Raw genomic sequence first — 20,148 nt, forward strand, 5'->3', positions numbered from 1 at the left:
GTTCCGTTTTTGCCCGAAGATGACGCGCGCCGGGGACTGTCAGGGCCGCGCCCAGGTGTTTACGTGGTGACGACATTCCGGGATCCGGTCACGGAGGTGTACACCATGGCAGACGCCGCCTCGCGGCTGAAAGGCATCCTCGAGCAGTTGCTCGGCTCACCCCTTCCCGTGCGTATCCGCGCCTGGGACGGGTCGGAAGCCGGCCCTCCGCAGACCCCCGTCCTCGTCGTGCGCAACCGCCGCGCCCTGCGCCGCCTGCTGTTCAAGCCCGGCGAACTGGGCCTGGCCCGCGCCTGGGTGGCCGGCGACCTGACGGTCGAGGGCGACCTCTACACCGCGCTCGACCTGCTCTCCGGGCTCATCTGGGAGCGGGACGAGGACGCCCGTACCCTCGCCCAGGCCCTGCGCGACCCGCAGTTCCGGTCCGCGGTGCGCCGGCTGTTCGCGATGGCGGGCCCGCCGCTGCCGCCCGCCCCGCCCCGCGAGGAGGTCCGCCGGTCCCGCCGCGGACTGCACACCAAGCACAGCGACAAGCGCGCCGTCAGCCACCACTACGACGTCGGCAACGAGTTCTACGAGATCGTCCTCGGCCCGTCCATGGTGTACTCCTGCGCCTACTGGCCCGCCCCGCCCCCGGAGGGCACCCTCGAACAGGCGCAGCACGACAAGCTCGAACTGGTCGCCCGCAAGCTCGCCCTGCGGCCCGGGCAGCGGCTGCTGGACGTCGGCTGCGGCTGGGGCTCCATGGCGATCCACGCGGCCCGCGAGCACGGGGTGAACGTCGTCGGGATCACCCTCTCCCAGGAACAGGCCGCCTACGCCCGCAAGCGGATCGCCGAGGAGGGGCTCACCGACCGCATCGAGATCCGCGTCCAGGACTACCGGGACGTCGCGGACGGCCCCTACGACGCGATCTCCTCCATCGGCATGGCCGAACACGTCGGCTCCGAGCGGTACCTGGAGTACGCCACCACCCTGCACCGGCTCCTCAGGCCCGGTGGCCGGCTGCTCAACCACCAGATCGCCCGCCGCCCGCAGCGCGACGAGTCGTCGTACCAGGTCGACGAGTTCATCGACGCCTACGTCTTCCCCGACGGCGAACTGGCCCCGCTCGGCACCACCGTCTCCCTGCTGGAGCGCGCCGGCTTCGAGGTCCGCGACGTGGAGTCGCTCCGCGAGCACTACGCCCTCACCCTGCGCCGCTGGGTGGCGAACCTGGAGTCCGCCTGGGCGCGCGCGGCGACGCTCGCCGGTCCGGGACGGACCCGCGTGTGGCAGCTCTACATGGCCGCGTCCGCGCTCGCCTTCGAGCACAACCGCATCGGCGTCAATCAGGTCGTCGCCGTGCGCACGCCCGGCCAGGGCGCCTCCGGGATGCCGCTGCGGGCCCGTGTGTGGGGCCCGCCCGGCGCGGCCTGACCCGCACCCGACGCGAAGGGCCGGGCTCCCCCTACGGGAGGCCCGGCCCTCGGTGCGTCGTGACGCGGTCACTCCGTCTTGATCGCGGTCAGCATGTTCAGCCGGGCGGCGTTGCGGGCCGGCCACAGGGCGGCCAGGACGCCCACAAGACCGGCCAGCACCACGAAGATCCCGATCCGGTCCCAGGGCATGACCAGCGCGTACCCCGGGATCTCCTCGGCGACGGTCTCGCCGATCGCCCAGCCGAGGAACGTGCCGAGGCCGATGCCGACCACCGCGCCGAACACCGAGATGACGACGGCCTCCAGCCGGACCATCCGCTTCACCCGGCGCCGGTCCAGACCGATCGCCCGCAGCATGCCGATCTCCTGCTGCCGCTCGAAGACGGACATCGCGAGGGTGTTGACGACGCCGAGCACCGCGATGATCAGCGCCATCGCCAGCAGCCCGTACATGACGTTCAGCAGGGTGTTGATGGCGCCGCCGAACTCGTCGCGGATGTCCTGGCGGTCCATGACGGTGATGGCGGGGTTGTCGCCCAGCGCGTCGACGAGGACCTGCTCGTTCGCCGCGGTCTGGCCGCCGTCGACCTTCACGAAGATCTGCGGGATGTACGGCTTCGCCTCGTGCTCGTTCACCACGGCGGTGTCGATGAGGACGGGCGAGAGGAACTCGCTGTCCTTGTAGACGGCGCCGACCGTCAGCGTCGCCTTCTTCTCGTCGGCGAAGGTGAACGGGATGCGGTCGCCGGGCTTCCAGCCCTTGCCCTTCGCCGTCTTCTCGGCGACCGCGATCTGCCCCTCGGCGAGTGAGCCGATGTCGCCGCTGACGACGTCGACGTTCAGGACCTGCTGGATGTCGCCCGGGGTGACCGCGGAGGCGGAGACGTAGTCGCCACCGGCCTGGAGGTAGGCGTCCTGCTGCGGGGAGAGGGCCGAGACGCCCTTGGCCTTCTCCAGCGCGGTCAGCGCGGACTGGTCGAGGTCGCCGCCGTTGGCCATCGAGACCATGTAGTCGGCCTTGATGTTGTCCGTGGTCATCTTGTCGAGGGCGGCGCCGACCGTGACGCCGAGCACCGACAGGCCGGTCACCAGGGTCAGCCCGATCGCCAGCGCGGAGGCGGTGGCGCCGGTGCGGCGCGGGTTGCGGACCGCGTTCTGGCCGGCCAGCTTGCCGGCCACGCCGAAGGGGCCGACGAGCAGCGGACGGACGAGCGCGATCACGGGCCGGGACAGCAGCGGGATCAGGACGATCACGCCGACCAGGGCGAGGAACGCGCCCGCGCCGATGTACATCCGGCCGTCGTCGCCGCCGGCCGAGGCACCCGCCACGATGCCCGCCGCGCCGAGCGCGGTGATCGCCGCGCCGATGGAGTTGCGCAGCACCAGCGACTTGGTGGTGGCCACCGCGTGGAGGCTGTTCATCGCCGCCACCGGCGGGATCTTCGCGGCCCGGCGGCCGGGCAGCCAGGCGGCGAACACCGTGATCAGCACGCCCACCGCGAACGCAGACACCACCGGAGTGGCGGACAGGACCAGCGGGCCGTCCGGCATCTTCATGTCGAACGCGGCCATCCCGGAGCGCAGCCCGACGGCCAGCCCCACGCCGAGGGCGAAGCCGACGGCCGAGGCCACCAGACCCACCACCGCGGCCTCGGCGAGCACCGAGCGGGTGATCTGCCGGCGTGACGCGCCGACCGCGCGCATCAGGGCGACCTCCTTGGTGCGCTGCGCGACCAGCATCGTGAACGTGTTGGAGATCAGGAAGACGCCCACGAACAGCGCGATGCCCGCGAAGCCGAGCAGAACCTGCTTGAGGTTGCCCATGCCCTGTTCGATCTGGTCGGCCTGCTCGTCCGCGAGCGCCGTGCCGGTCTGCGCCTCCGCGGTGTCCGGCAGCAGCGGCTCGACCGCGGCGAGGATCGTCGCGTCGTCCGCGCCGGGCGCCGCGACGACGGTGGCGTCCTCGAAGTAGCCCTGCTCGAGGTACTGCTTCTGGGCGACGGCGGTGTCGAAGAGGACGAGGCTGCCGCCGGCGTTGACGGCGCCGTCCTCGGTGGTGAACACACCGCTGAGGGTGTACTCCTTCACCGGGCCGTTGGTCGCGACGCGCACCCGGTCGCCCACCTCGTACTCGCCCTTGGCCGCGGACTCCTCGTCGAGGGCGATCTGGCCGTCCCGCACCGGGCCGGAGCCGTCGGTGAACGTGTACGCGGGGTCCTTGCCGTCCTCGCCGGGCGCGAAGTTGGAGCCCTTGTTGGACCAGCCGACGCCGATCAGCTTCCCGTCGGGGTCGGCGACACCGGCGAAGCCCTCGACACGGCCGTACACCCCGGCCACGCCGTCCACGGCGGAGATCCGGTCGAGGACCTTGCCGGACAGGCCGGGCTCCTCCTCGGGGTTGTCCGGGTCGGCGTACGAGGTGACGGCGACGGCGACGTCGTCGTAGCTCTTCGCCGACTGGTTGCGGAAGGCGTTGGAGAGGGTGTCCGCGAAGACCAGGGTGCCCGACACGAACGCCACGCCGAGCATCACGGCGAGCACGGTCATCAACAGCCTGGCCTTGTGCGCGAAGACGTTGCGCAAGGCGGTACGGAACATGGGTCTTCTCTGTCCAGACGGTACGAGGGAGGGGCGAGCGGGCGGCGGGGGCGGGGTCAGCTGGTGCGGCCCTTGGCGTCGAACCGCTTCATGCGGTCCAGCACCGAGTCGGCCGTCGGCCCGTACAGCTCGTCGACGATCCGGCCGTCCGCGAGGAAGACCACCCGGTCCGCGTAGGCGGCGGCCACCGGGTCGTGGGTCACCATGACCACCGTCTGGCCCAGCTCGCGCACGGAGTTGCGCAGGAAGCCGAGCACCTCGGCGCCGGAGCGGGAGTCGAGGTTGCCGGTCGGCTCGTCGCCGAAGACGATCTCGGGCCGGGACGCCAGCGCCCGCGCCACCGCGACGCGCTGCTGCTGGCCGCCGGAGAGCTGGGCCGGCCGGTGGCCCAGCCGGTCGGACAGGCCGACCATCCGGATCACGGTGTCCAGCCACTCCTTGTCGGGCTTGCGGCCCGCGATGTCCATGGGAAGCGTGATGTTCTCCAGGGCGTTCAGCGTCGGCAGCAGGTTGAACGCCTGGAAGATGAAGCCGATCTTGTCCCGGCGCAGCCGCGTGAGCTGCTTGTCCTTGAGCGCGCCCAGCTCGGTGTCGCCGATGCGCACGGAGCCGGAGGAGAAGGTGTCGAGCCCGGCGACGCAGTGCATCAGCGTGGACTTGCCGGACCCGGACGGGCCCATGATCGCGGTGAACTCGGCCTGCCGGAAGTCGACGGAGACCCGGTCCAGGGCGACCACCCGGGTCTCGCCCTGACCGTAGATCTTCGACAGCTCCGTGGCGCGCGCGGCCACGGCGGTGGTCCGGTCGGCAAGGGGGGCGGTGGTCACGGATGGGCTCCTGTCAGGACGGGGTGTTTCGAGGACGTCACCATCGTCGCGTGGCTTCGCCGCCGCGTAGTCAGCCGCAGCTCCGGTTCCTTGGGGCGACTCGGGACGGAGCGCCGGGCGCCGGGTCATACCTGGGGATGACGGGGGACCCCTACCCGGGTCGGTCCGGGGAACGGGTGGGGCGCCCTGTTCGGACGGTGAAATTCCGTCATTCCGCGTGCGAGGGGCCTCGTCACACGCAAGGCTGGTGGCGGGTGCTGACGGTGCGTTCCGGTGTCTGATGGTCCCTCAGGCGCCAATAAAATAAGACAAGATCGGCCCATCCTGCCGCTGGCGGGGGGAGGGTCACCGATAGGCTCGGAACCGCGAAGCGGAGCCCACGGCCTGCCCGGATGGTGGAATGCAGACACGGCGAGCTTAAACCTCGCTGCCCCTGAGCGGGCGTGCCGGTTCAAGTCCGGCTCCGGGCACCACTACGCCTCCTTTTTCTCCCCTCCTCGCGCCGAGACGCGTGTGCTGAGTGCGCGTACTCAGGGACCGTGGGGAGGTTGAGCAGCAGCGCGCATACCGGGCTCGGCCCGTGACCGGCACCGTTGGCGGGGTGAGGAGTTCACTTCGTCGACGGGGGTGTCGTATGGCCGGCGTTCTCTGGCTGCGGGCGGTGGTCGCGGGCGCCGCGGTGCTCTCGCTGGCCGGGTGCAGCAAGGCGGATCTCGCCGTGCTCAAGGCACCGGCGTGCCCGGAAGGAAGCGCCGCCCGGCCCGAGCGGCAGGAGGTGCGGCCGTCGGGGACGGTGTGGGCCTGGGCCCCGCCCTTCCAGGCCCCCGAGGGCACGCCCGGGGAGGGACCCGTGCCCGGACTGACCGACGTCGTGTCGATCGCGGACAGCGGGTACACCGTGGTCGCCGTGCGCGCCGACGGCACCGTGTGGTCGTACGGCACCAACGTCGACGGCTCCCTCGGCCACGGATCGCGGGAGCGCCACTACCTCGCCGTACCCCGGCAGGTCACGGGGATCGGCCCCGCGCACGCGGTGTACAGCAGCGGCCCCACCTTCTACGTGGTGCTGCGCGACGGCACCGTCATGGCGTGGGGCGCGGACAGGTTCCTGGTCAGGGCCGGGAAACGGGAGGGGTACGACGGGGTGACCCGGCCGGAGCCGGTGCCCGGGGTCAAGGGGGTGGCCGCCATGGGACCGGGCGCGCTGAACGCCTTCGCGCTGCGCGACGACGGCCGGGTCCTCGGCTGGGGCGTCAACCTGACCGACGTCCTCGGCGACCGCGACAGCACCCGGCTCACCACCGTCGACGGCGTGCGGGGCGTCGTCGACGTGGCCTCGGCCGGCGGGGCGGTGGTCGCGGCGACGGCGGACGGCCGGGTCTGCGCCTGGGGCGGGAACGCCCACGGACTGCTGGGCGTCGAGCCGCGCGGCGGCCAGTCGGGGCGCCCGGTGCTGGTGGGGGGATTGAAGGACGTCGTCCAGGTGGCCGGCGGGTCGGACGTCGCCTACGCCCTCGACCGGGACGGCACGGTGCGGGCCTGGGGGCGGGGCGCGAGCGGCGCCCTCGGCGACGGGGACCGCTCGGACCACACCTCCGCGCGACCGGTCCGGGTGGACGGACTGCCCGAGATCCGCCGGATCGCGGCCCACGGGCTCACCGGGTACGCCATCGACACCTCCGGCGGACTGTGGGCCTGGGGCTCCGGGCTGATGCTCGGCGACCACGCCCCGCGGACCGCCCGGCCGGTGCGCATCCCGCTGCCCGGGCCCGCCCTGGACGTCTCGGGCCACCACGCGATCGTCGGGGCGGAATGAACGGATGATCTCCGGGGGGTCCCGGGCATGTACCGGCTTCGTACCGGTCCGTCACCCGTGGTGAAGGGAATCACCCGGCCGCGTAGCGTGTTGCCCAGCACAACGAGGGAAAGATCCTCCCCAAGCACTAGGGTCATTCCTTTGCCTACCTATTACTCTTGAGCCAAGGCCGCACCGAGTGGCCATGGAGGAGTGAAATGAGGAGCAGCAACCCGGTCTTCTCGCGACGGGGGTTCGGCCGCGACAACGGCTACGCGGGCTTCAACACCGCGCCGCAGGCCGGGGGCCCCGCCGTCGCCACGCAGGCCAACCCGTACGCGCAGCCGACGGGCAACCCGTACGCGCAGAACCCGTACGCGCAGCAGCAGCAGTACGGCGCGCCGCCGCAGGCGCCGGCCACCACCGGCCGGATGACCATCGACGACGTCGTGATGCGCACGGGCACCACGCTCGGCGTGCTCATCGTCACCGCGGCGCTCTCCTGGGCGCTGCTGCCGGTCGACGACGCCAACATCAGCCGGTCGTACGGCATCGGCATCGGCGCCGCGCTGATCGGCATGGTCCTGGCGCTCGTGCAGTCCTTCAAGCGCAAGCCCACGCCCGCGCTGATCCTGACGTACGCCGCGTTCGAGGGCGTCTTCCTCGGCGTCATCTCCAACATCGTCGACAACCGCATCGCCGACGGCGCGGCCATGCAGGCCGTGATCGGCACCATGGCGGTCTTCGCCGGTGTGCTGGTGGCCTACAAGGCCGGCTGGATCCGCGTCAACCGCCGCTTCTACGGCTTCGTGATGGCGGCCGCGCTCGGCTTCGTCCTGCTGATGGCCGTGAACCTGCTGTTCGCGGTGTTCGGCGGCGGTGACGGCCTCGGCTTCCGCAGCGGCGCGCTCGGCGTCGTCTTCGGCGTCATCGGCATCATCCTCGGCGCCTGCTTCCTCGCCCTGGACTTCAAGCAGGTCGAGGACGGCATCGCCTACGGCGCCCCGCGCGAGGAGGCCTGGCTCGCCGCCTTCGGCCTCACGCTGACGCTGGTGTGGATCTACCTCGAGTTCCTGCGTCTCATCTCCATCCTGAACAGCGACTGACGCCCCGGCGTCCGTCGCACGGCATGACGAAGGGCCCCGGTTCCCACCGGGGCCCTTCGCCGTGTCCACGGGGCCTTCCAGGGTGGTGCGCCGGCTAGAGCAGCCTGCGCGCCGCCCTCCTCAGGTCGTACTCGTGCACGATCGCCTTGGCGTGGCCGTACGCCAGGTCGTACTCGTGCCTCAGCCAGCTGACCTTCTCCTCGAAGCGGACGAGCGCCGGGCCTTCGTCGACGGTGCGCAGCCAGTCGGAGATCTCACGACCGGTGCAGTGCGGGATGCGGGCGAGCATGTTGCGATGGGTCTCTGCGGAGAAGAGTTGGGACATCGGCGCCTCCGGACGCTGGGATACAAGCCGGTCCTTCAGGTCACCGTGCCCGAGCGCCCGTCCGTTGGCAACAGTCCCGCCGCGCCGCGTACGCTCGCCGCGTGATTGATACGACGCCCTTCACCCGTGCCGTGGATCATTTCGCCGACCGTCTGCGGGCCGCGCCGCAGAGCCGGCTCCAGCGGGGAGCGGCGGCCGAGGCGCTCGCCCTGGCCAGGGAGATGGCGCGGCGCACCCAGCTCGTCGAGGAGCCGGGCACCGAGCCGCGCGAGATGCCGGACGCCGGGATGTTCGCCGCCGCGGACCAGATCACCGTCGCCGGACACGACTACGCCCTCGTGCTCGAAAGCGACGAGGACGTGGCGGAAGCCGCCCGGCTCGTGGAGGAGGCACGCGAGCGCGCGGGAGTGTGACGGCGGCGGGGGTGTGCGCCGGGGGCGCGAACGTGCGGGATGCGGGGCGCCTTCGCCTTCGGGGCGCCGGGTGGTCAGTTACCGCGACTACGGCGACTACAGCGAGGCGATGACGCGGTCCGCGAGGATGTAGACGCTGTCCTCGCCGCAGGAGAACGTCAGCGTGTACGCCCCGGAGATGCCGGAGCCGCCCAGCAGGAACGGCGTCTCGCCCGCCCGCAGCGCCTCGGCCAGCCGGTCCGCGGTCTCGCGGTGGCCCGGCGTCATGCACAGCGTGGTGCCGTCGGCGAACACGTACACGTCCAGGGTGCCCAGCGGGCCCGGACGGACGTCGGTCAGCTCGGTGCGCGCGGCTGCCAGCTCCTCCAGCACCTCCACCGTGCGCTCGTGGTCGCTCACCACGGGCGAGGAGTGCGGCACGAAGTCCGGGTGCGAGGGGTGACGGCGGCGGGCCGCGGCCAGCTCGGGGGAGTCGCCGGCGTGCTCCTCGGTGTCGGCGCCGGGCTCGGCGACCGGCTCCAGGCCCGCGAAATCGGCCTGCCGGGGCAGGAACAGCTCGCTGTCGGGCAGACCCAGCAGGGAAGGGCCGTCGGCGGCGTCACGCGCCTCCTGGGCGGCCCAGAAGGCCCGCGCCTCGGCCAGCTCGCGCTCCCGCTCCTCGGCGAGCGCCTCCGCGACGGCGGCGCGTATCTCGTCGGCTCCCGCCGAGCGGGCGGGCGGGACCTGGGCACGGCCCCTGGTCCGGCTCCTGGCCAGCTCGGTGTGCAGTGCCGCGACCTGTCGGCGCAGCACCAGCACGCTGCGCAGGACGGCGACGCCCACGGCGCCGGTGGCGGCCGTGGTGATCAGCAGGGCGATCGGCATGGCGCTCACTGACGTACTCCCGGTTCACAGTCGACCCCCGACTTCCTACATCAGCTTGAAGGGCGGACTAACCATCTGTCAGTGCGTAACGTCACGAATCGGACAGTCCGGCGGGGGGTGGACGCCTGGTGCGGCGACCGTGACCTGCGCGGATACCCCGCCCGCGAGGCGTAGGTCACATCCTGGGCGAATTTGGATCACAGAACGGCCCGGCACCCCGGGAAACGGGGGCGCCGGGCCGGATTCTCACGCGCTGTGCCGTGGCGGTCACTCACCGGCGCACGCGTACGGGGTTCAGCTCAGGCGCTCGATCACCATCGCCATGCCCTGGCCGCCGCCGACGCACATGGTCTCCAGACCGAACTGCTTGTCGTGGAACTGGAGGGAGTTGATGAGCGTGCCGGTGATGCGGGCGCCGGTCATGCCGAAGGGGTGGCCGACGGCGATGGCGCCGCCGTTGACGTTCAGCTTCTCCAGCGGGATGCCCAGGTCCTGGTAGGACGGGATCACCTGGGCGGCGAACGCCTCGTTGATCTCGAACAGGTCGATGTCGTCGACGGTCAGGCCGGCCCGCCCCAGGGCCTGCTTGCTCGCCTCGACCGGGCCGAGGCCCATGATCTCCGGGGAGAGGCCGGAGACGCCGGTGGACACGATCCGGGCCAGCGGGGTCAGGCCCAGCTCGCGGGCCTTGGTGTCGCTCATGATGACGAGCGCGGCGGCGCCGTCGTTGAGCGGGCAGCAGTTGCCGGCGGTGACCAGGCCGTCGGGGCGGAAGACGGGCTTGAGGCCCGCGACGCCCTCCATGGTGACGCCGGGGCGGGGGCCGTCGTCCTTGCTGACGACCGTGCCGTCGGGCAGCGTCACCGGGGTGATCTCGCGCTCCCAGAAGCCGTTCTTGATGGCTTCCTCGGCGAGGTTCTGCGAGCGGACGCCGAACTCGTCCATCTCCTGGCGGGTGACGCCCTTCCAGCGGGCGAGGTTCTCCGCGGTCTGGCCCATCGCGATGTACGGGTCGGGCACCAGGCCGTCCTCGCGCGGGTCGTGCCAGGTGGTGCCCTCCTGCTGGGCGACCTCTGCGGTGCGGGCCTCCGCCTCGGCGAACAGCGGGTTGCGCGTGTCCGGGAGGCTGTCGGAGTTGCCCTTGGCGAAGCGCGAGACCGTCTCGACGCCGGCCGAGATGAAGACGTCGCCCTCGCCGGCCTTGATCGCGTGCAGCGCCATCCGGGAGGTCTGGAGCGAGGAGGAGCAGTAACGGGTGATCGTGCAGCCGGGGAGGTGGTCCATCCCCATCTGCACGGCGACGATCCGGCCCAGGTTGTTGCCCTGCTCGCCGCCGGGCAGGCCGCAGCCGAGCATCAGGTCGTCGATGTCCCGGGGGTCCAGCTCGGGGACCTTGGCGAGGGCCGCCTGGATGATCGTGGCGGTCAGGTCGTCCGGTCGCAGGTCCTTGAGCGAGCCCTTGAAGGCGCGGCCGATGGGGGAGCGGGCGGCGGAAACGATCACGGCTTCGGGCATCACGGCTCCAGTGGCGTACCGGGTGGTTGGTGGTGGGCTTCTTGGGAAATTACCCGGAGGTAGGGGCGGGGTCACGGGTGACGCGGTGTGAGATGAAACGCAACTGTCTAAGCGCTTGCTTTTCCGCCGAGTCGCGGGCAGTCGTGCCGCTGGGGCGGCACGGGTGGGCGCGACGGCACCCCGCTGGCGCCGGGCTGCGCAACTCCCCCCGGCCCGCACGGACACCGGTGCCTGGTGCGGGCCGGGGGTCGGTTCACTCGCCGGCGTTCGCCGGGTGCCGCTGCGCCCACCCTCCCCCACTCTCGGCTTCGCTCGAGCGGGAGGTACCCCCATCGCCCCAAGCGGCACGACTGCCCGCAGCGGGGGTGCGGGGTTGCGGGCAGGCGCGGCTGACCGCAGCGGGGGTGCGGGGTTGTGGGCGGGTACGGCTGATCGCAGCGGGGGTGGGTTGCGGGGCGCGAGTGCCCGCAGCGGCGGGGGGCGTTACGTCGGCTGCGTCGTCGGCTCCGGCTCCGTTTCCGGGACCCGCCGCCGGCGCCGGCGCTTGAGCAGCGCCCACGGCCCCCGCGGCCCCGTCGGCATCGCCGCCGTGACCTCCGTCCCCGCCTCCGACGCGGCCTCCGCCGCCGCCCGCGCCACCGGCAGGAACCCCTCCCGACGCGCGGCGTCCGGCCGCTCCTCCTCCGCCGGCCACAGCCCCAGCGCCGCGCACACCGTGGGCAGTACCGCCATCGCCGCCGTCGCGTACCCCTCCGCCGAGGGGTGGTAGCTGTCCGGGCCGAACAGCTCGCGCGGGTTCGCCGCGAACTCCGGACCCAGCAGGTCGCCCAGCGACACCGTGCGCCCGCCCTGCTCGACCACGCCGATCGTCTGCGCCGCCGCGAGCTGCCGTGAGGCGCGCCGGGCCAGCCAGCGCAGCGGCTGCCGCACCGGCTCGATCGTGCCGAGGTCCGGGCACGTGCCGACGACCACCTCCGCGCCGGCCGTCCGCAGCCGCCGCACCGCCGAGGCGAGGTGGCGCACGGACCGGGTGGGCGGCATGCGGTGCGTCACGTCGTTCGCGCCGACCATGATCACGCAGATGTCCGGCACCCGCGACGGGTCCGCCAGCGCCAGACTCACCTGCCGGTCCAGGTCGTCGGAGCGGGCCCCCGGCACCGCGACCGTGGACAGCCCCACCGGGTGCTCCGCGATCGCCGCCACCCCGGACGCGAGCAGCGCGCCCGGAGTCTGACCGGCCCGGTGCACGCCCTGCCCGGCCGCCGTGGAGTCGCCCAGCATCGTCAGCCGCAGCGCCGGCTCGCCCGGCACGGTCCAGGAGGCGCCGTACAGCCCGTCCGCGTTGGGCACATGAGGACTCGTACCGTTGCCCACCCGGCGCCGGGCCAGCTGCGCCTCCGCCAGCAGCAGCCCCATGGCGGCCGCCCCGGCCAGCCCGATCCCCCCGCCGCCGTACGCGGCGCCGGCCGCGATGCGCCGGGCCACCCGCGCCCTCGACATGCCCGTCATGACCGCCGCCACCTCCTCGTAGCCGTACACCCAGTGCTTGCCCCGTACGGACGGTGCTCCAATCCCCACGGGGAGTGAACGACCCGGCCGAGTCCGGGACCGGGAAGGGCCTAGGCTGGCAGCACCACCACGACCACCCCTTTTGCAGCATCCGGAGACAACGGTGCAATTCCACGACTCGATGATCAGCCTCGTCGGCAACACCCCGCTGGTGCGGCTCAACAGCGTGACCAAGGGCATCAGGGCCACCGTCCTGGCCAAGGTGGAGTACTTCAACCCGGGCGGCTCCGTGAAGGACCGCATCGCCCTGCGCATGATCGAGGCGGCCGAGAAGAGCGGGGAGCTGAAGCCGGGCGGCACCATCGTCGAGCCGACCAGTGGCAACACCGGCGTCGGACTCGCCATCGTGGCCCAGCAGAAGGGCTACAAGTGCATCTTCGTCTGCCCGGACAAGGTGTCCACGGACAAGATCAACGTCCTGCGGGCGTACGGCGCCGAGGTCGTCGTCTGCCCCACCGCCGTGGACCCCGAGCACCCCGACTCCTACTACAACGTCTCCGACCGGCTGGTCCGTGAGACGCCCGGGGCGTGGAAGCCGGACCAGTACTCCAACCCCAACAACCCGCTCTCCCACTACCACTCCACGGGTCCCGAGCTGTGGGAGCAGACGGAGGGGAAGATCACCCACTTCGTGGCCGGCGTCGGCACCGGCGGCACCATCTCCGGCACCGGCCGCTACCTGAAGGAGGCCAGCGACGGCCGCGTCAAGGTCATCGGCGCGGACCCCGAGGGCTCGGTGTACTCCGGCGGCTCCGGCCGCCCGTACCTGGTGGAGGGCGTCGGCGAGGACTTCTGGCCGACCGCCTACGACCGGGACGTCGCCGACGAGATCGTCGCCGTCTCCGACAAGGACTCCTTCCAGATGACCCGCCGGCTCGCCAAGGAGGAGGGCCTGCTGGTCGGCGGCTCCTGCGGCATGGCGGTCGTGGCGGCGCTCGAGGTGGCCTCCCGGCTGGGCGAGGACGACGTGGTCGTCGTCCTGCTGCCGGACAGCGGACGCGGCTACCTCAGCAAGATCTTCAACGACGAGTGGATGGCCGACTACGGCTTCCTCGAGGACAGCGGCCCGAGCGCCCGCGTCGCCGACGTCCTGGACGACAAGGAGGGCGGCCACATCCCGTCCCTCGTCCACATGCACCCCGACGAGACCGTCGGCCAGGCCATCGAGGTGCTGCGCGAGTACGGCGTCTCGCAGATGCCGGTCGTCAAGCCGGGCGCCGGCCACCCGGACGTGATGGCCGCCGAGGTCGTCGGCTCGGTGGTGGAACGCGAGCTGCTGGACGCGCTGTTCAGCAAGAGCGCCTCGCTCGACGACCCGCTGGAGAAGCACATGTGCGCGCCGCTGCCGCAGGTCGGCTCCGGTGAGCCGGTCGCGGACCTGATGGCCGTGCTCGGCAAGGCGGACGCGGCGATCGTGCTGGTCGAGGGCAAGCCGACCGGCGTGGTCAGCCGTCAGGACCTGCTGTCCTTCCTCGCCAAGGCCGGAGCCTGACGGAGCCCGACGGAACCTGACGGGCCGTCGGTCCCCGAGCGGGGGTGCGGCGCCCGGGCCCTTCGCGTGCGGCGCGTGCCCTTCGCGGAAGTGGTACGAGCACGTCACGCCCGCGCAGCACTCGCTTAACACAGCCACGGCACAGTGGTGGATGTCGGCGGGACGGGAGCGGCTCCCCGTTCCGGCCGGCGGCCACACGGCGTCGAAGGACCTCCGGAGCGGCTCCCGGACCTCCATGGACGCCTGTGTGACGCTCTACGCCTCTGGCGGAGCGCGTGTTCGCGGGGACCGCCGTCGTCCCGCCCCCCGGCAACGGGGGTGCGGCGGTCCCCGCGCACATTTCTTCCCCGGACCTGTCTTTCCGGACCTGGCCCGGCCCCTGTGCGGCTCAGTCCTCCCAGGCGTCGTCGTCCCGTGCGGTGCGACGGCCCCGGAACAGCCCCGGGTTGCCGCGCACGACCTGGACGACGTTCACCCCGACGATCCCCGCCCAGGCGACCAGCAGTCCCGGCAGGTCGGCCACGCCCCCGCCGATCGCGGACAGCGGCACCGCCAGCACCAGCGACACGATCCCGAAGCCGAACCGCTCGCCCCAGGAGTCCGTGACCTTCGGCGCCCGCGCGTCACGGGCGGACGTGAGCCGCTGCTCGGCCAGCTGCCGGCGCACCCGGCGCTCCACGGCGCCGTCGATGCGCTGGTCGACCTTCTCCAGGAACGAGTCGACCAGGGCGGACTCGTAGTCCTCGCCCAGTTCCCTGCGGGCCTGCAGGGAGGCGAGGAGTTCCTTCTTCAGCTCGGCGTCCCGCGCGTCCATTCCGGTCATGCCTCACAAGGTAGGCACGCGGGAGCCCGGCCGCACTGGGGGTAACCCCCGTTCCCGCCCTCGGGCCGGCCGCCGTCCGCGCCGGCCCGGGTTCCGCCTTCTCTCTCAGCCCTTGCACATCTTCTCGTCGGCCCGGGACTGCGGGACGTCGACCTTCTTCGGCGTCGCGACCGGCACCCCGGCCTTCTTGAAGTCGGGGCCGAGGGTCAGCGTCATCGGCCCGTCGCCGCCGGCCTTCGCGGACGGCTTCAGCGCGGCGGCGGGCAGACCCATCAGGTCGGCGAGCTTGCGCGCCTGGTCGGCCTGGTCCGGGGCGTAGACGAGCTGGGTGCGGGCGACCTTCGCGGGGGCGTTCCCCTGGTTCGCCGACCGGGACACCCCCTCGCTGCTCTGCAGCCAGGCGACGGTCTCCCCGGCCGCGCCCTGCGGGCCCCCGCCGTTGAGGACGTCGACCTGCACGGCGGACGCCTCGGCCCGCGGCCCCTTCAGCAGCGCGGCCTGCTTGTCCTTGGCCTTCTTCTGCTGCTTCTTCACCTCGGTGAACGACACGTCGTCCTGGAGCATGGAGAACACCTGCGGCGCCTTCACCGGGTCCGGGACGACGGTGACCGGCGTCGGCTCGTCCGGGTTGTCGATCACCGGGAGCGTCATCAGCGTGATGTTCTTCAGGTCGATCTTCCCGAGCTCCCGGGCGAGGGTGAGCAGCTTGGGGGCGCTGCCGATGCCCTTGTCCACGGTGAGGGACTTGGTGGCCGCGTCGGCGACGTCCAGCATCTTCGACGGGCTGCTCAGGGTGTCCTCCTTGAGCCGGCGCAGCATCGACGCGACGAACTTCTGCTGCATCCCGATCCGGTCCAGGTCGCTCTCGTTCTTCAGCCCGTGCCGGTTGCGCAGGAACGACAGCGCCTTCTCGCCCTGGATGGTGCTCTTCCCGGCCGGGAGGTCGAGCTTCGTGCCGCCGTCGGTGTCCTTCAGCGGCTTCTCCAGGCACACCTCGACGCCGCCGACCGCCGTGGACAGCGTCTTGACGGCGTTGAAGTCGAACATCATGAAGTGGTCCACGTCCAGGCCGGTCAGCTCCTCGACCGTCCGCATGGTGCAGCCCGGGTCGCGGCCCTCGACGCCGTAGGACTCGTTGAACCGGGTGGTGCCCTCCGAGCCCGGGATCGTCTTCGACGAGCCGTCGGACTGCCGGGTCTCGCAGTCCGGTATCTCGGTCATCAGGTCCCGGGGGATGCTCACCACCGTCGCGTTGGACCGGTCCCCGGCGACGTGGAACAGGAGCGTGGTGTCGGCGTGCCCGGTCACGTTGTCCCGGTCGCCGTACGCCTCGTTGCCCTCGCCGGTGCGGACGTCGTTGCCGATGACGAGGATGTTGGCCGGGCCGTCCCCGAGGACCGTGGCGCTGCCCACGTCACCGATGTCGACGGTGCCGATGTTCCCGTTCAGGCGGTCGTACCAGTAGTACGCGAACGCCGAACCGCCGATGAGCACCAGGCCCATGACGCCCCCGGTCCACAGCAGCGCCTTGCGCCTGCCGGACCGCTTCGGGCGGTCGCGTCTGCGGCGGTGCGTGTCGCGCGGGCCGTCGGGGGTGCCGTCGTCGTCCTGCGCGTCGTCCCGGTCGCGCGGGCCGCCGGAACGCGGACCGCCGGGACGCGGGCCGGGCGCCTGCGGGGTGCGCTGGCGGGGGACCGGGGGAGGCGGGGGCGCGGGGGCGCCGTCCAGCCTCAGCTCGTAGTCACCGGTCTGCGGATTGAGCACCCACTGGTCGGCGGGATCGGCCCCTTCCGCCCGCCCACGACTCTGCGCGTCCACGCCCCCACCCCGTCCTGCGCCCTGTGCCTCATGGGGCACCTGAGTCCGAAATTGCTTACATGTTCGACGACGTACGGTATCCGGCCGTTCCCGGCCGGGCGGACCTCGTGGCGAAATCGTCGAGATCCGGACGGGTCCGGGAACCACCGGGTGCGGCGCACGCCCCACGCGGCGGGACGTTCGCCTGTATAACGGCATGCAGAAGTCACGACGGATGAATGGGCCGGGGACGGCCGAGGGGGAGTCAGGTCATGAGCCGCACCGAGAGCCCCGCGGCGCGTCTCCAGGCGCTCTTCGAGGGGCACCGGCTGACGCCCACCCAGCGGCGCATCGCCCACAGCATGGTGCGGCGCGCCGCCGACGTGCCGTTCCTGTCGAGCGTGGAGCTGGCCGAGCTGGCCGGGGTGAGCCAGCCCTCCGTGACCCGGTTCGCGGTCGCCCTCGGCTTCGACGGCTACCCGGCGCTGCGGCGGCACCTGCGCGAGGTCGCGCCGGCCGAACCCGCCCCGGAGAGCGGCTCGGCCAACGAGTACCAGCAGGCGGTCGAGGCCGAGATCGAGAACCTGCGGCATCTCGCGGAGGTGCTGGCCGACCCCGCGCCCGTGCGCCGGGCGGGGCGGGTCCTCGCGGAGAGCCGGCCGCTGCCCGTGCTCGGCCTGCGGGCCGCCGCCGCCCAGGCGCACGGCTTCGCCTACTTCGCGGCCAAGGTCCACCCGGACGTACGGCTGCTCAACGAGGGCGGCACGATGCTGCTCGACCGGATCGACGCGGCCGTGCGGGCGGGGGCGTCGGCGCTGCTGTGCTTCGCGCTGCCGCGGCATCCCCGCGAGGTCCTCGACGCGCTCGTCCACGCCAAGGAGGCGGGGCTGACCGTCGTCACCGTCGCCGACTCGCCGTTCGCGCCGGTCGCCAAGGTGTCCGACCTGCTGCTGCCGGCCGCCGTCGGCACCGCGCTGGTGTTCGACACCGCGTGCGCGCCGATGCTGCTGGGGCGCGTGCTGCTGGAGGCGATGTGCGACGACCTGCCGGACGCGCAGGCGCGGCTGGAGGAGTTCGACGCCCGGGCGGCGGCGCGCGGGCTGTTCGTGGAGTGACGGCAGCGATGCGAGTGACGTGGGGGCCGTCCCCTCGCGTCTTCTCAGACTCGTCTCACCTTGCCCCGCTAGCGTCCGGCGCGGGGGACTTCCCTTGAAGGCGTTCCACAGGTAAGGGACTTCCCACAGATGGACTTCCTCAGGAATCGGATGACGGGAGGCTGGACGTGACGCGCGGAGGACAGGGGCTGGCCCGGGTGGCCGTCGTCGTACGGGCCGGGGCCGCGCCACTGTGGTGGCTGGGAGTCGTCGCCGCGGGCGCCGGGGCGTTCGTGCCGGGCCTGACGGGGCTGCGGATCGGGGCGCTCGGCGGGGCCGCGCTGTTCCTCGTGGCCGCGGCCCTCGTGGCGCTCACGCGGCGGGGCCGGTACCGCGCCCTGGCCCGTGCGGCGGCCCGGGCCGGCCGGAACGACGTGCTCCAGGACCGCGCGGTCACCGCGCGCAACTGGCGCCGGGGGCACCGCTGGTGGCTGCTGCTCGCCTTCCTCGCCGCGCTGGGCTCGGCGTTCGCGGCGCCCGCGGCGGCGGGACTGCTGCTCGCCGGGTGCGGTGCGGGGCTGTGGCTGAAGGCGGCGTGGATCGGCCGCCTGGAACGGGCCGACGACGTGCTCCTGTGGGTCCGCGTGGACTGGCTCAAGGCCGCGGGCCGCCCCACCGGCCGCACCGTCAAGGCCTACCGCACCACAGGCATCGCCGCAGGCGACGCGGCCCCGGGCGGCGCCCGCCGCAAACTGGCCACGGCGGCGTAGCGGGCGCCCCGGGCGCGGGGTGGGTTGCGCACCGGACGCGCGTGCACCTCACCGGCGACCAGGCCCGTCACGCGTGCGTGCGCCTCACCGGCGGTGCAGGTCGGCGTTACCCGACCGTGCCGGTGCGACCTGCGCGCCTGCGCCACGCGCCCGCGCGCAGGTGCCGCCTCGCGTCGAGGCGGCCGGTGCGCTGTGCCGGTCAGGCCGCCGCCCGGGGGCGCCCTCGGGAGTCGCCGTGGGCGAGCCCGCTACCGCCGCCCCGCGAGCGGTGCGTGGTGGCCCCGCGCCCGGGGTACGTGGGCGTACCCCGCGTCACCCCAGCCCCGTCAGGGCGTCCCTCTGGGCCGCGCCCGATTCCGTGACGATCTCCTCGATCGGCTGGGCCGGGCGGATCGTCGCGAAGGTGATGTCGCCGGAGGCGTCCCGCGCGTAGCCGAGGACGGCCGGGCGGGGGAGTGAGTTGTAGGCGTAGTGGTGCGCGAAGTAGTACGCGCCCGTGTCCAGCGCCGCCGCGTGGTCGCCCTGTTCCAGCAGCGGCAGATCCTGCCCCTGCGCCAGCAGGTCGCCGGCGAAGCAGGCCGGGCCCGCCACGTCCTGGACGACCGCCGGGCCCTGTTTGGGCAGCCCCTTCGCGTCGTACGCGGCGATCCGCAGCGGCCACGACTGCGGCGCGTACACCGTGCGCGTCGCGACCTGCACGCCCGCGTGGGTCACCGCGACCGGCCGGCCGCCCGCGCTCTTGGCGTACTCCACGCGCGTGACCACCGTGCCGTGCTTGGCCAGCAGGGACCGGCCGAACTCGGTGACCAGCCCGTACCGCCCGTCGAACAGCCCCGGCACCGTCTCCTTCAGCAGCCGCGCGTACTGCGCGTAGGTGGGGCGGCTCTCCTCGGAGGCGAAGTTCACCGGCAGTCCGCCGCCGATGTCGAGCGTGTCGACCTGGCGCCGTCCGGCCCGCCGGTTGATCTCCTCCGCCAGCTCGTACGTCTCCGCGACCCCGCGCGCCATCATCGTCAGGGCGATGCCCTGCGAGCCGGTGTGGGCGTGCAGCCGGGTCAGCCACGGCCGGTCCAGGTACGCCCGCACCACCCACTCCCGCGCGCCCTCGTCGCGCAGCGCCACCCCGAACTTCGAGGTGGCCGTGGCGGTCGACAGCGCCTCGATGGAGCCGCCCCCGACCTGCGGGTTGACCCGGATGCCCAGCGGTGAGCGGACCTCCGTGCCGGCCACCAGCGCGTCGATGCGCGCCAGCTCCTGCGGGTTGTCCGCGTTGACGGCGATGCCCAGCTCCAGCGCCTCCCGCAGCTCGGCGAGCGTCTTCGCGGGGGAGTCCAGCACGGTGCGGCCCGGCTCCACGTCCGCCGCCCGCGCGAGCGCCAGCTCACCCGGGCTCGCCACCTCCGCGCCGACGCCCTCCTCGCGCAGCAGCCGCAGCACCGGCACCAGCGGGCTCGCCTTCACCGCGAAGGCGTGCAGCACCGGCGTGCCGGGCGCGGTCACGGCCTGGAAGGCGGCCCGCAGGTCGGCCGCCGACTCGCGGATGCCGGTGACGTCCAGCAGCGCCACGAGGGGCATGGCGTCGTCGAGAAGGCCCCGCTCCACGGCCGCCCGCACCGCGGCGTCCCGGCGGGCCGCCCGCACCGCGGCCCGCGGGTCGTCCCCGGCCGTCACGTCGCCCGTCCTGTCATCGGTCTGCTCGTTCGCGCGCATGCATCCAGCCAAACATCCCCCGGACGGCG

At 72.9% G+C, this 20,148-nt stretch carries 16 protein-coding genes and 1 tRNA gene; 8 read left to right on the top strand and 9 right to left on the bottom strand.

What is annotated here, in order from left to right:
- Positions 1 to 105: 105 nt before the first annotated feature.
- Positions 106 to 1,419 carry a class I SAM-dependent methyltransferase gene (locus ACFOSY_RS25115; RefSeq protein ID WP_394310778.1) on the top strand — a complete coding sequence of 438 codons (1,314 nt, stop codon included), beginning with the start codon at positions 106 to 108 and terminating at the stop codon, positions 1,417 to 1,419.
- 68 nt (positions 1,420 to 1,487) lie between these two features.
- On the opposite strand, the gene ACFOSY_RS25120 is transcribed toward ACFOSY_RS25115, so the two are convergent.
- Both ACFOSY_RS25120 and ACFOSY_RS25125 read right to left on the bottom strand, forming a co-directional pair.
- On the bottom strand, positions 1,488 to 4,019 hold the full coding sequence (locus ACFOSY_RS25120; protein WP_394310780.1) for an ABC transporter permease: 2,532 nt from the start codon (positions 4,017 to 4,019) through the stop codon (positions 1,488 to 1,490).
- Between the two features lie 56 nt (positions 4,020 to 4,075).
- Positions 4,076 to 4,846 carry an ABC transporter ATP-binding protein gene (locus ACFOSY_RS25125; protein ID WP_394310781.1) on the bottom strand — a complete coding sequence of 257 codons (771 nt, stop codon included), beginning with the start codon at positions 4,844 to 4,846 and terminating at the stop codon, positions 4,076 to 4,078.
- A gap of 386 nt (positions 4,847 to 5,232) precedes the next feature.
- On the opposite strand from ACFOSY_RS25125, the gene ACFOSY_RS25130 reads away from it, so the two are divergent.
- The 3 genes from ACFOSY_RS25130 to ACFOSY_RS25140 all read left to right on the top strand — a co-directional run bounded on the left by ACFOSY_RS25130 (position 5,233) and on the right by ACFOSY_RS25140 (position 7,747).
- Positions 5,233 to 5,319, top strand: a tRNA-Leu gene (locus ACFOSY_RS25130).
- 161 nt (positions 5,320 to 5,480) lie between these two features.
- Positions 5,481 to 6,662, top strand: coding sequence for an RCC1 domain-containing protein (locus ACFOSY_RS25135; RefSeq protein WP_394310783.1), 1,182 nt, complete (start codon positions 5,481 to 5,483; stop codon positions 6,660 to 6,662).
- Between the two features lie 197 nt (positions 6,663 to 6,859).
- Positions 6,860 to 7,747, top strand: coding sequence for a Bax inhibitor-1/YccA family protein (locus ACFOSY_RS25140; RefSeq protein WP_225654972.1), 888 nt, complete (start codon positions 6,860 to 6,862; stop codon positions 7,745 to 7,747).
- 94 nt (positions 7,748 to 7,841) lie between these two features.
- Here ACFOSY_RS25140 and ACFOSY_RS25145 read toward each other — a convergent pair whose 3' ends face one another.
- Positions 7,842 to 8,072 (bottom strand): DUF4287 domain-containing protein, encoded by a 231-nt coding sequence (locus ACFOSY_RS25145; RefSeq protein ID WP_394310785.1) that lies wholly within the window; start codon positions 8,070 to 8,072, stop codon positions 7,842 to 7,844.
- Between the two features lie 101 nt (positions 8,073 to 8,173).
- On the opposite strand from ACFOSY_RS25145, the gene ACFOSY_RS25150 reads away from it, so the two are divergent.
- Positions 8,174 to 8,485, top strand: a complete 312-nt coding sequence (locus tag ACFOSY_RS25150; RefSeq protein ID WP_394310787.1) for a hypothetical protein — start codon at positions 8,174 to 8,176, stop codon at positions 8,483 to 8,485.
- A gap of 96 nt (positions 8,486 to 8,581) precedes the next feature.
- Here ACFOSY_RS25150 and ACFOSY_RS25155 read toward each other — a convergent pair whose 3' ends face one another.
- From ACFOSY_RS25155 to ACFOSY_RS25165, 3 genes are all read right to left on the bottom strand, one after another.
- Entirely contained in the window at positions 8,582 to 9,358 is a 777-nt protein-coding gene (locus ACFOSY_RS25155) for a hypothetical protein (protein WP_394310790.1), read from the bottom strand.
- 285 nt (positions 9,359 to 9,643) lie between these two features.
- Positions 9,644 to 10,864, bottom strand: coding sequence for an acetyl-CoA C-acetyltransferase (locus ACFOSY_RS25160; protein ID WP_394310792.1), 1,221 nt, complete (start codon positions 10,862 to 10,864; stop codon positions 9,644 to 9,646).
- A gap of 483 nt (positions 10,865 to 11,347) precedes the next feature.
- A complete protein-coding gene (locus tag ACFOSY_RS25165; protein WP_394310910.1) occupies positions 11,348 to 12,373 on the bottom strand; it encodes an SGNH/GDSL hydrolase family protein in 1,026 nt (341 codons plus the stop codon).
- Between the two features lie 163 nt (positions 12,374 to 12,536).
- On the opposite strand from ACFOSY_RS25165, the gene ACFOSY_RS25170 reads away from it, so the two are divergent.
- On the top strand, positions 12,537 to 13,925 hold the full coding sequence (locus ACFOSY_RS25170) for a cystathionine beta-synthase (RefSeq protein WP_394310794.1): 1,389 nt from the start codon (positions 12,537 to 12,539) through the stop codon (positions 13,923 to 13,925).
- A gap of 388 nt (positions 13,926 to 14,313) precedes the next feature.
- On the opposite strand, the gene ACFOSY_RS25175 is transcribed toward ACFOSY_RS25170, so the two are convergent.
- Positions 14,314 to 14,739: a hypothetical protein gene (locus ACFOSY_RS25175; protein WP_394310911.1), complete on the bottom strand. Its 426-nt coding sequence runs from the start codon at positions 14,737 to 14,739 to the stop codon at positions 14,314 to 14,316.
- Positions 14,740 to 14,853: 114 nt separating this feature from the next.
- Positions 14,854 to 16,566, bottom strand: coding sequence for an LCP family protein (locus ACFOSY_RS25180; RefSeq protein ID WP_394310796.1), 1,713 nt, complete (start codon positions 16,564 to 16,566; stop codon positions 14,854 to 14,856).
- A 251-nt stretch (positions 16,567 to 16,817) separates the two neighbouring features.
- On the opposite strand from ACFOSY_RS25180, the gene ACFOSY_RS25185 reads away from it, so the two are divergent.
- Both ACFOSY_RS25185 and ACFOSY_RS25190 read left to right on the top strand, forming a co-directional pair.
- Positions 16,818 to 17,660 (top strand): MurR/RpiR family transcriptional regulator, encoded by an 843-nt coding sequence (locus tag ACFOSY_RS25185; protein ID WP_394310798.1) that lies wholly within the window; start codon positions 16,818 to 16,820, stop codon positions 17,658 to 17,660.
- A gap of 167 nt (positions 17,661 to 17,827) precedes the next feature.
- The gene (locus ACFOSY_RS25190) at positions 17,828 to 18,409 is read left to right on the top strand and encodes a hypothetical protein (protein WP_394310800.1); all 582 of its coding nucleotides are present in this window, start codon (positions 17,828 to 17,830) and stop codon (positions 18,407 to 18,409) included.
- A 312-nt stretch (positions 18,410 to 18,721) separates the two neighbouring features.
- Here ACFOSY_RS25190 and ACFOSY_RS25195 read toward each other — a convergent pair whose 3' ends face one another.
- A complete protein-coding gene (locus tag ACFOSY_RS25195; protein WP_394310802.1) occupies positions 18,722 to 20,119 on the bottom strand; it encodes a diaminopimelate decarboxylase in 1,398 nt (465 codons plus the stop codon).
- Positions 20,120 to 20,148 lie beyond the last annotated feature (29 nt).

Source organism: Streptomyces lusitanus, from assembly GCF_042647945.1.
Classification (GTDB): Bacteria; Actinomycetota; Actinomycetes; order Streptomycetales; family Streptomycetaceae; genus Streptomyces; species Streptomyces pseudogriseolus.

Excerpts from the sequence above, each read along its gene's own strand:
- ACFOSY_RS25115 (WP_394310778.1), top strand. The coding sequence starts at position 106 with ATGGCAGACGCCGCCTCGCGGCTGAAAGGCATCCTCGAGCAGTTGCTC.
- ACFOSY_RS25120 (WP_394310780.1), bottom strand. The coding sequence starts at position 4,019 with ATGTTCCGTACCGCCTTGCGCAACGTCTTCGCGCACAAGGCCAGGCTG.
- ACFOSY_RS25135 (WP_394310783.1), top strand. The coding sequence starts at position 5,481 with ATGGCCGGCGTTCTCTGGCTGCGGGCGGTGGTCGCGGGCGCCGCGGTG.
- ACFOSY_RS25140 (WP_225654972.1), top strand. The coding sequence starts at position 6,860 with ATGAGGAGCAGCAACCCGGTCTTCTCGCGACGGGGGTTCGGCCGCGAC.
- ACFOSY_RS25145 (WP_394310785.1), bottom strand. The coding sequence starts at position 8,072 with ATGTCCCAACTCTTCTCCGCAGAGACCCATCGCAACATGCTCGCCCGC.
- ACFOSY_RS25160 (WP_394310792.1), bottom strand. The coding sequence starts at position 10,864 with ATGCCCGAAGCCGTGATCGTTTCCGCCGCCCGCTCCCCCATCGGCCGC.
- ACFOSY_RS25165 (WP_394310910.1), bottom strand. The coding sequence starts at position 12,373 with ATGACGGGCATGTCGAGGGCGCGGGTGGCCCGGCGCATCGCGGCCGGC.
- ACFOSY_RS25175 (WP_394310911.1), bottom strand. The coding sequence starts at position 14,739 with ATGGACGCGCGGGACGCCGAGCTGAAGAAGGAACTCCTCGCCTCCCTG.
- ACFOSY_RS25185 (WP_394310798.1), top strand. The coding sequence starts at position 16,818 with ATGAGCCGCACCGAGAGCCCCGCGGCGCGTCTCCAGGCGCTCTTCGAG.
- ACFOSY_RS25195 (WP_394310802.1), bottom strand. The coding sequence starts at position 20,119 with ATGCGCGCGAACGAGCAGACCGATGACAGGACGGGCGACGTGACGGCC.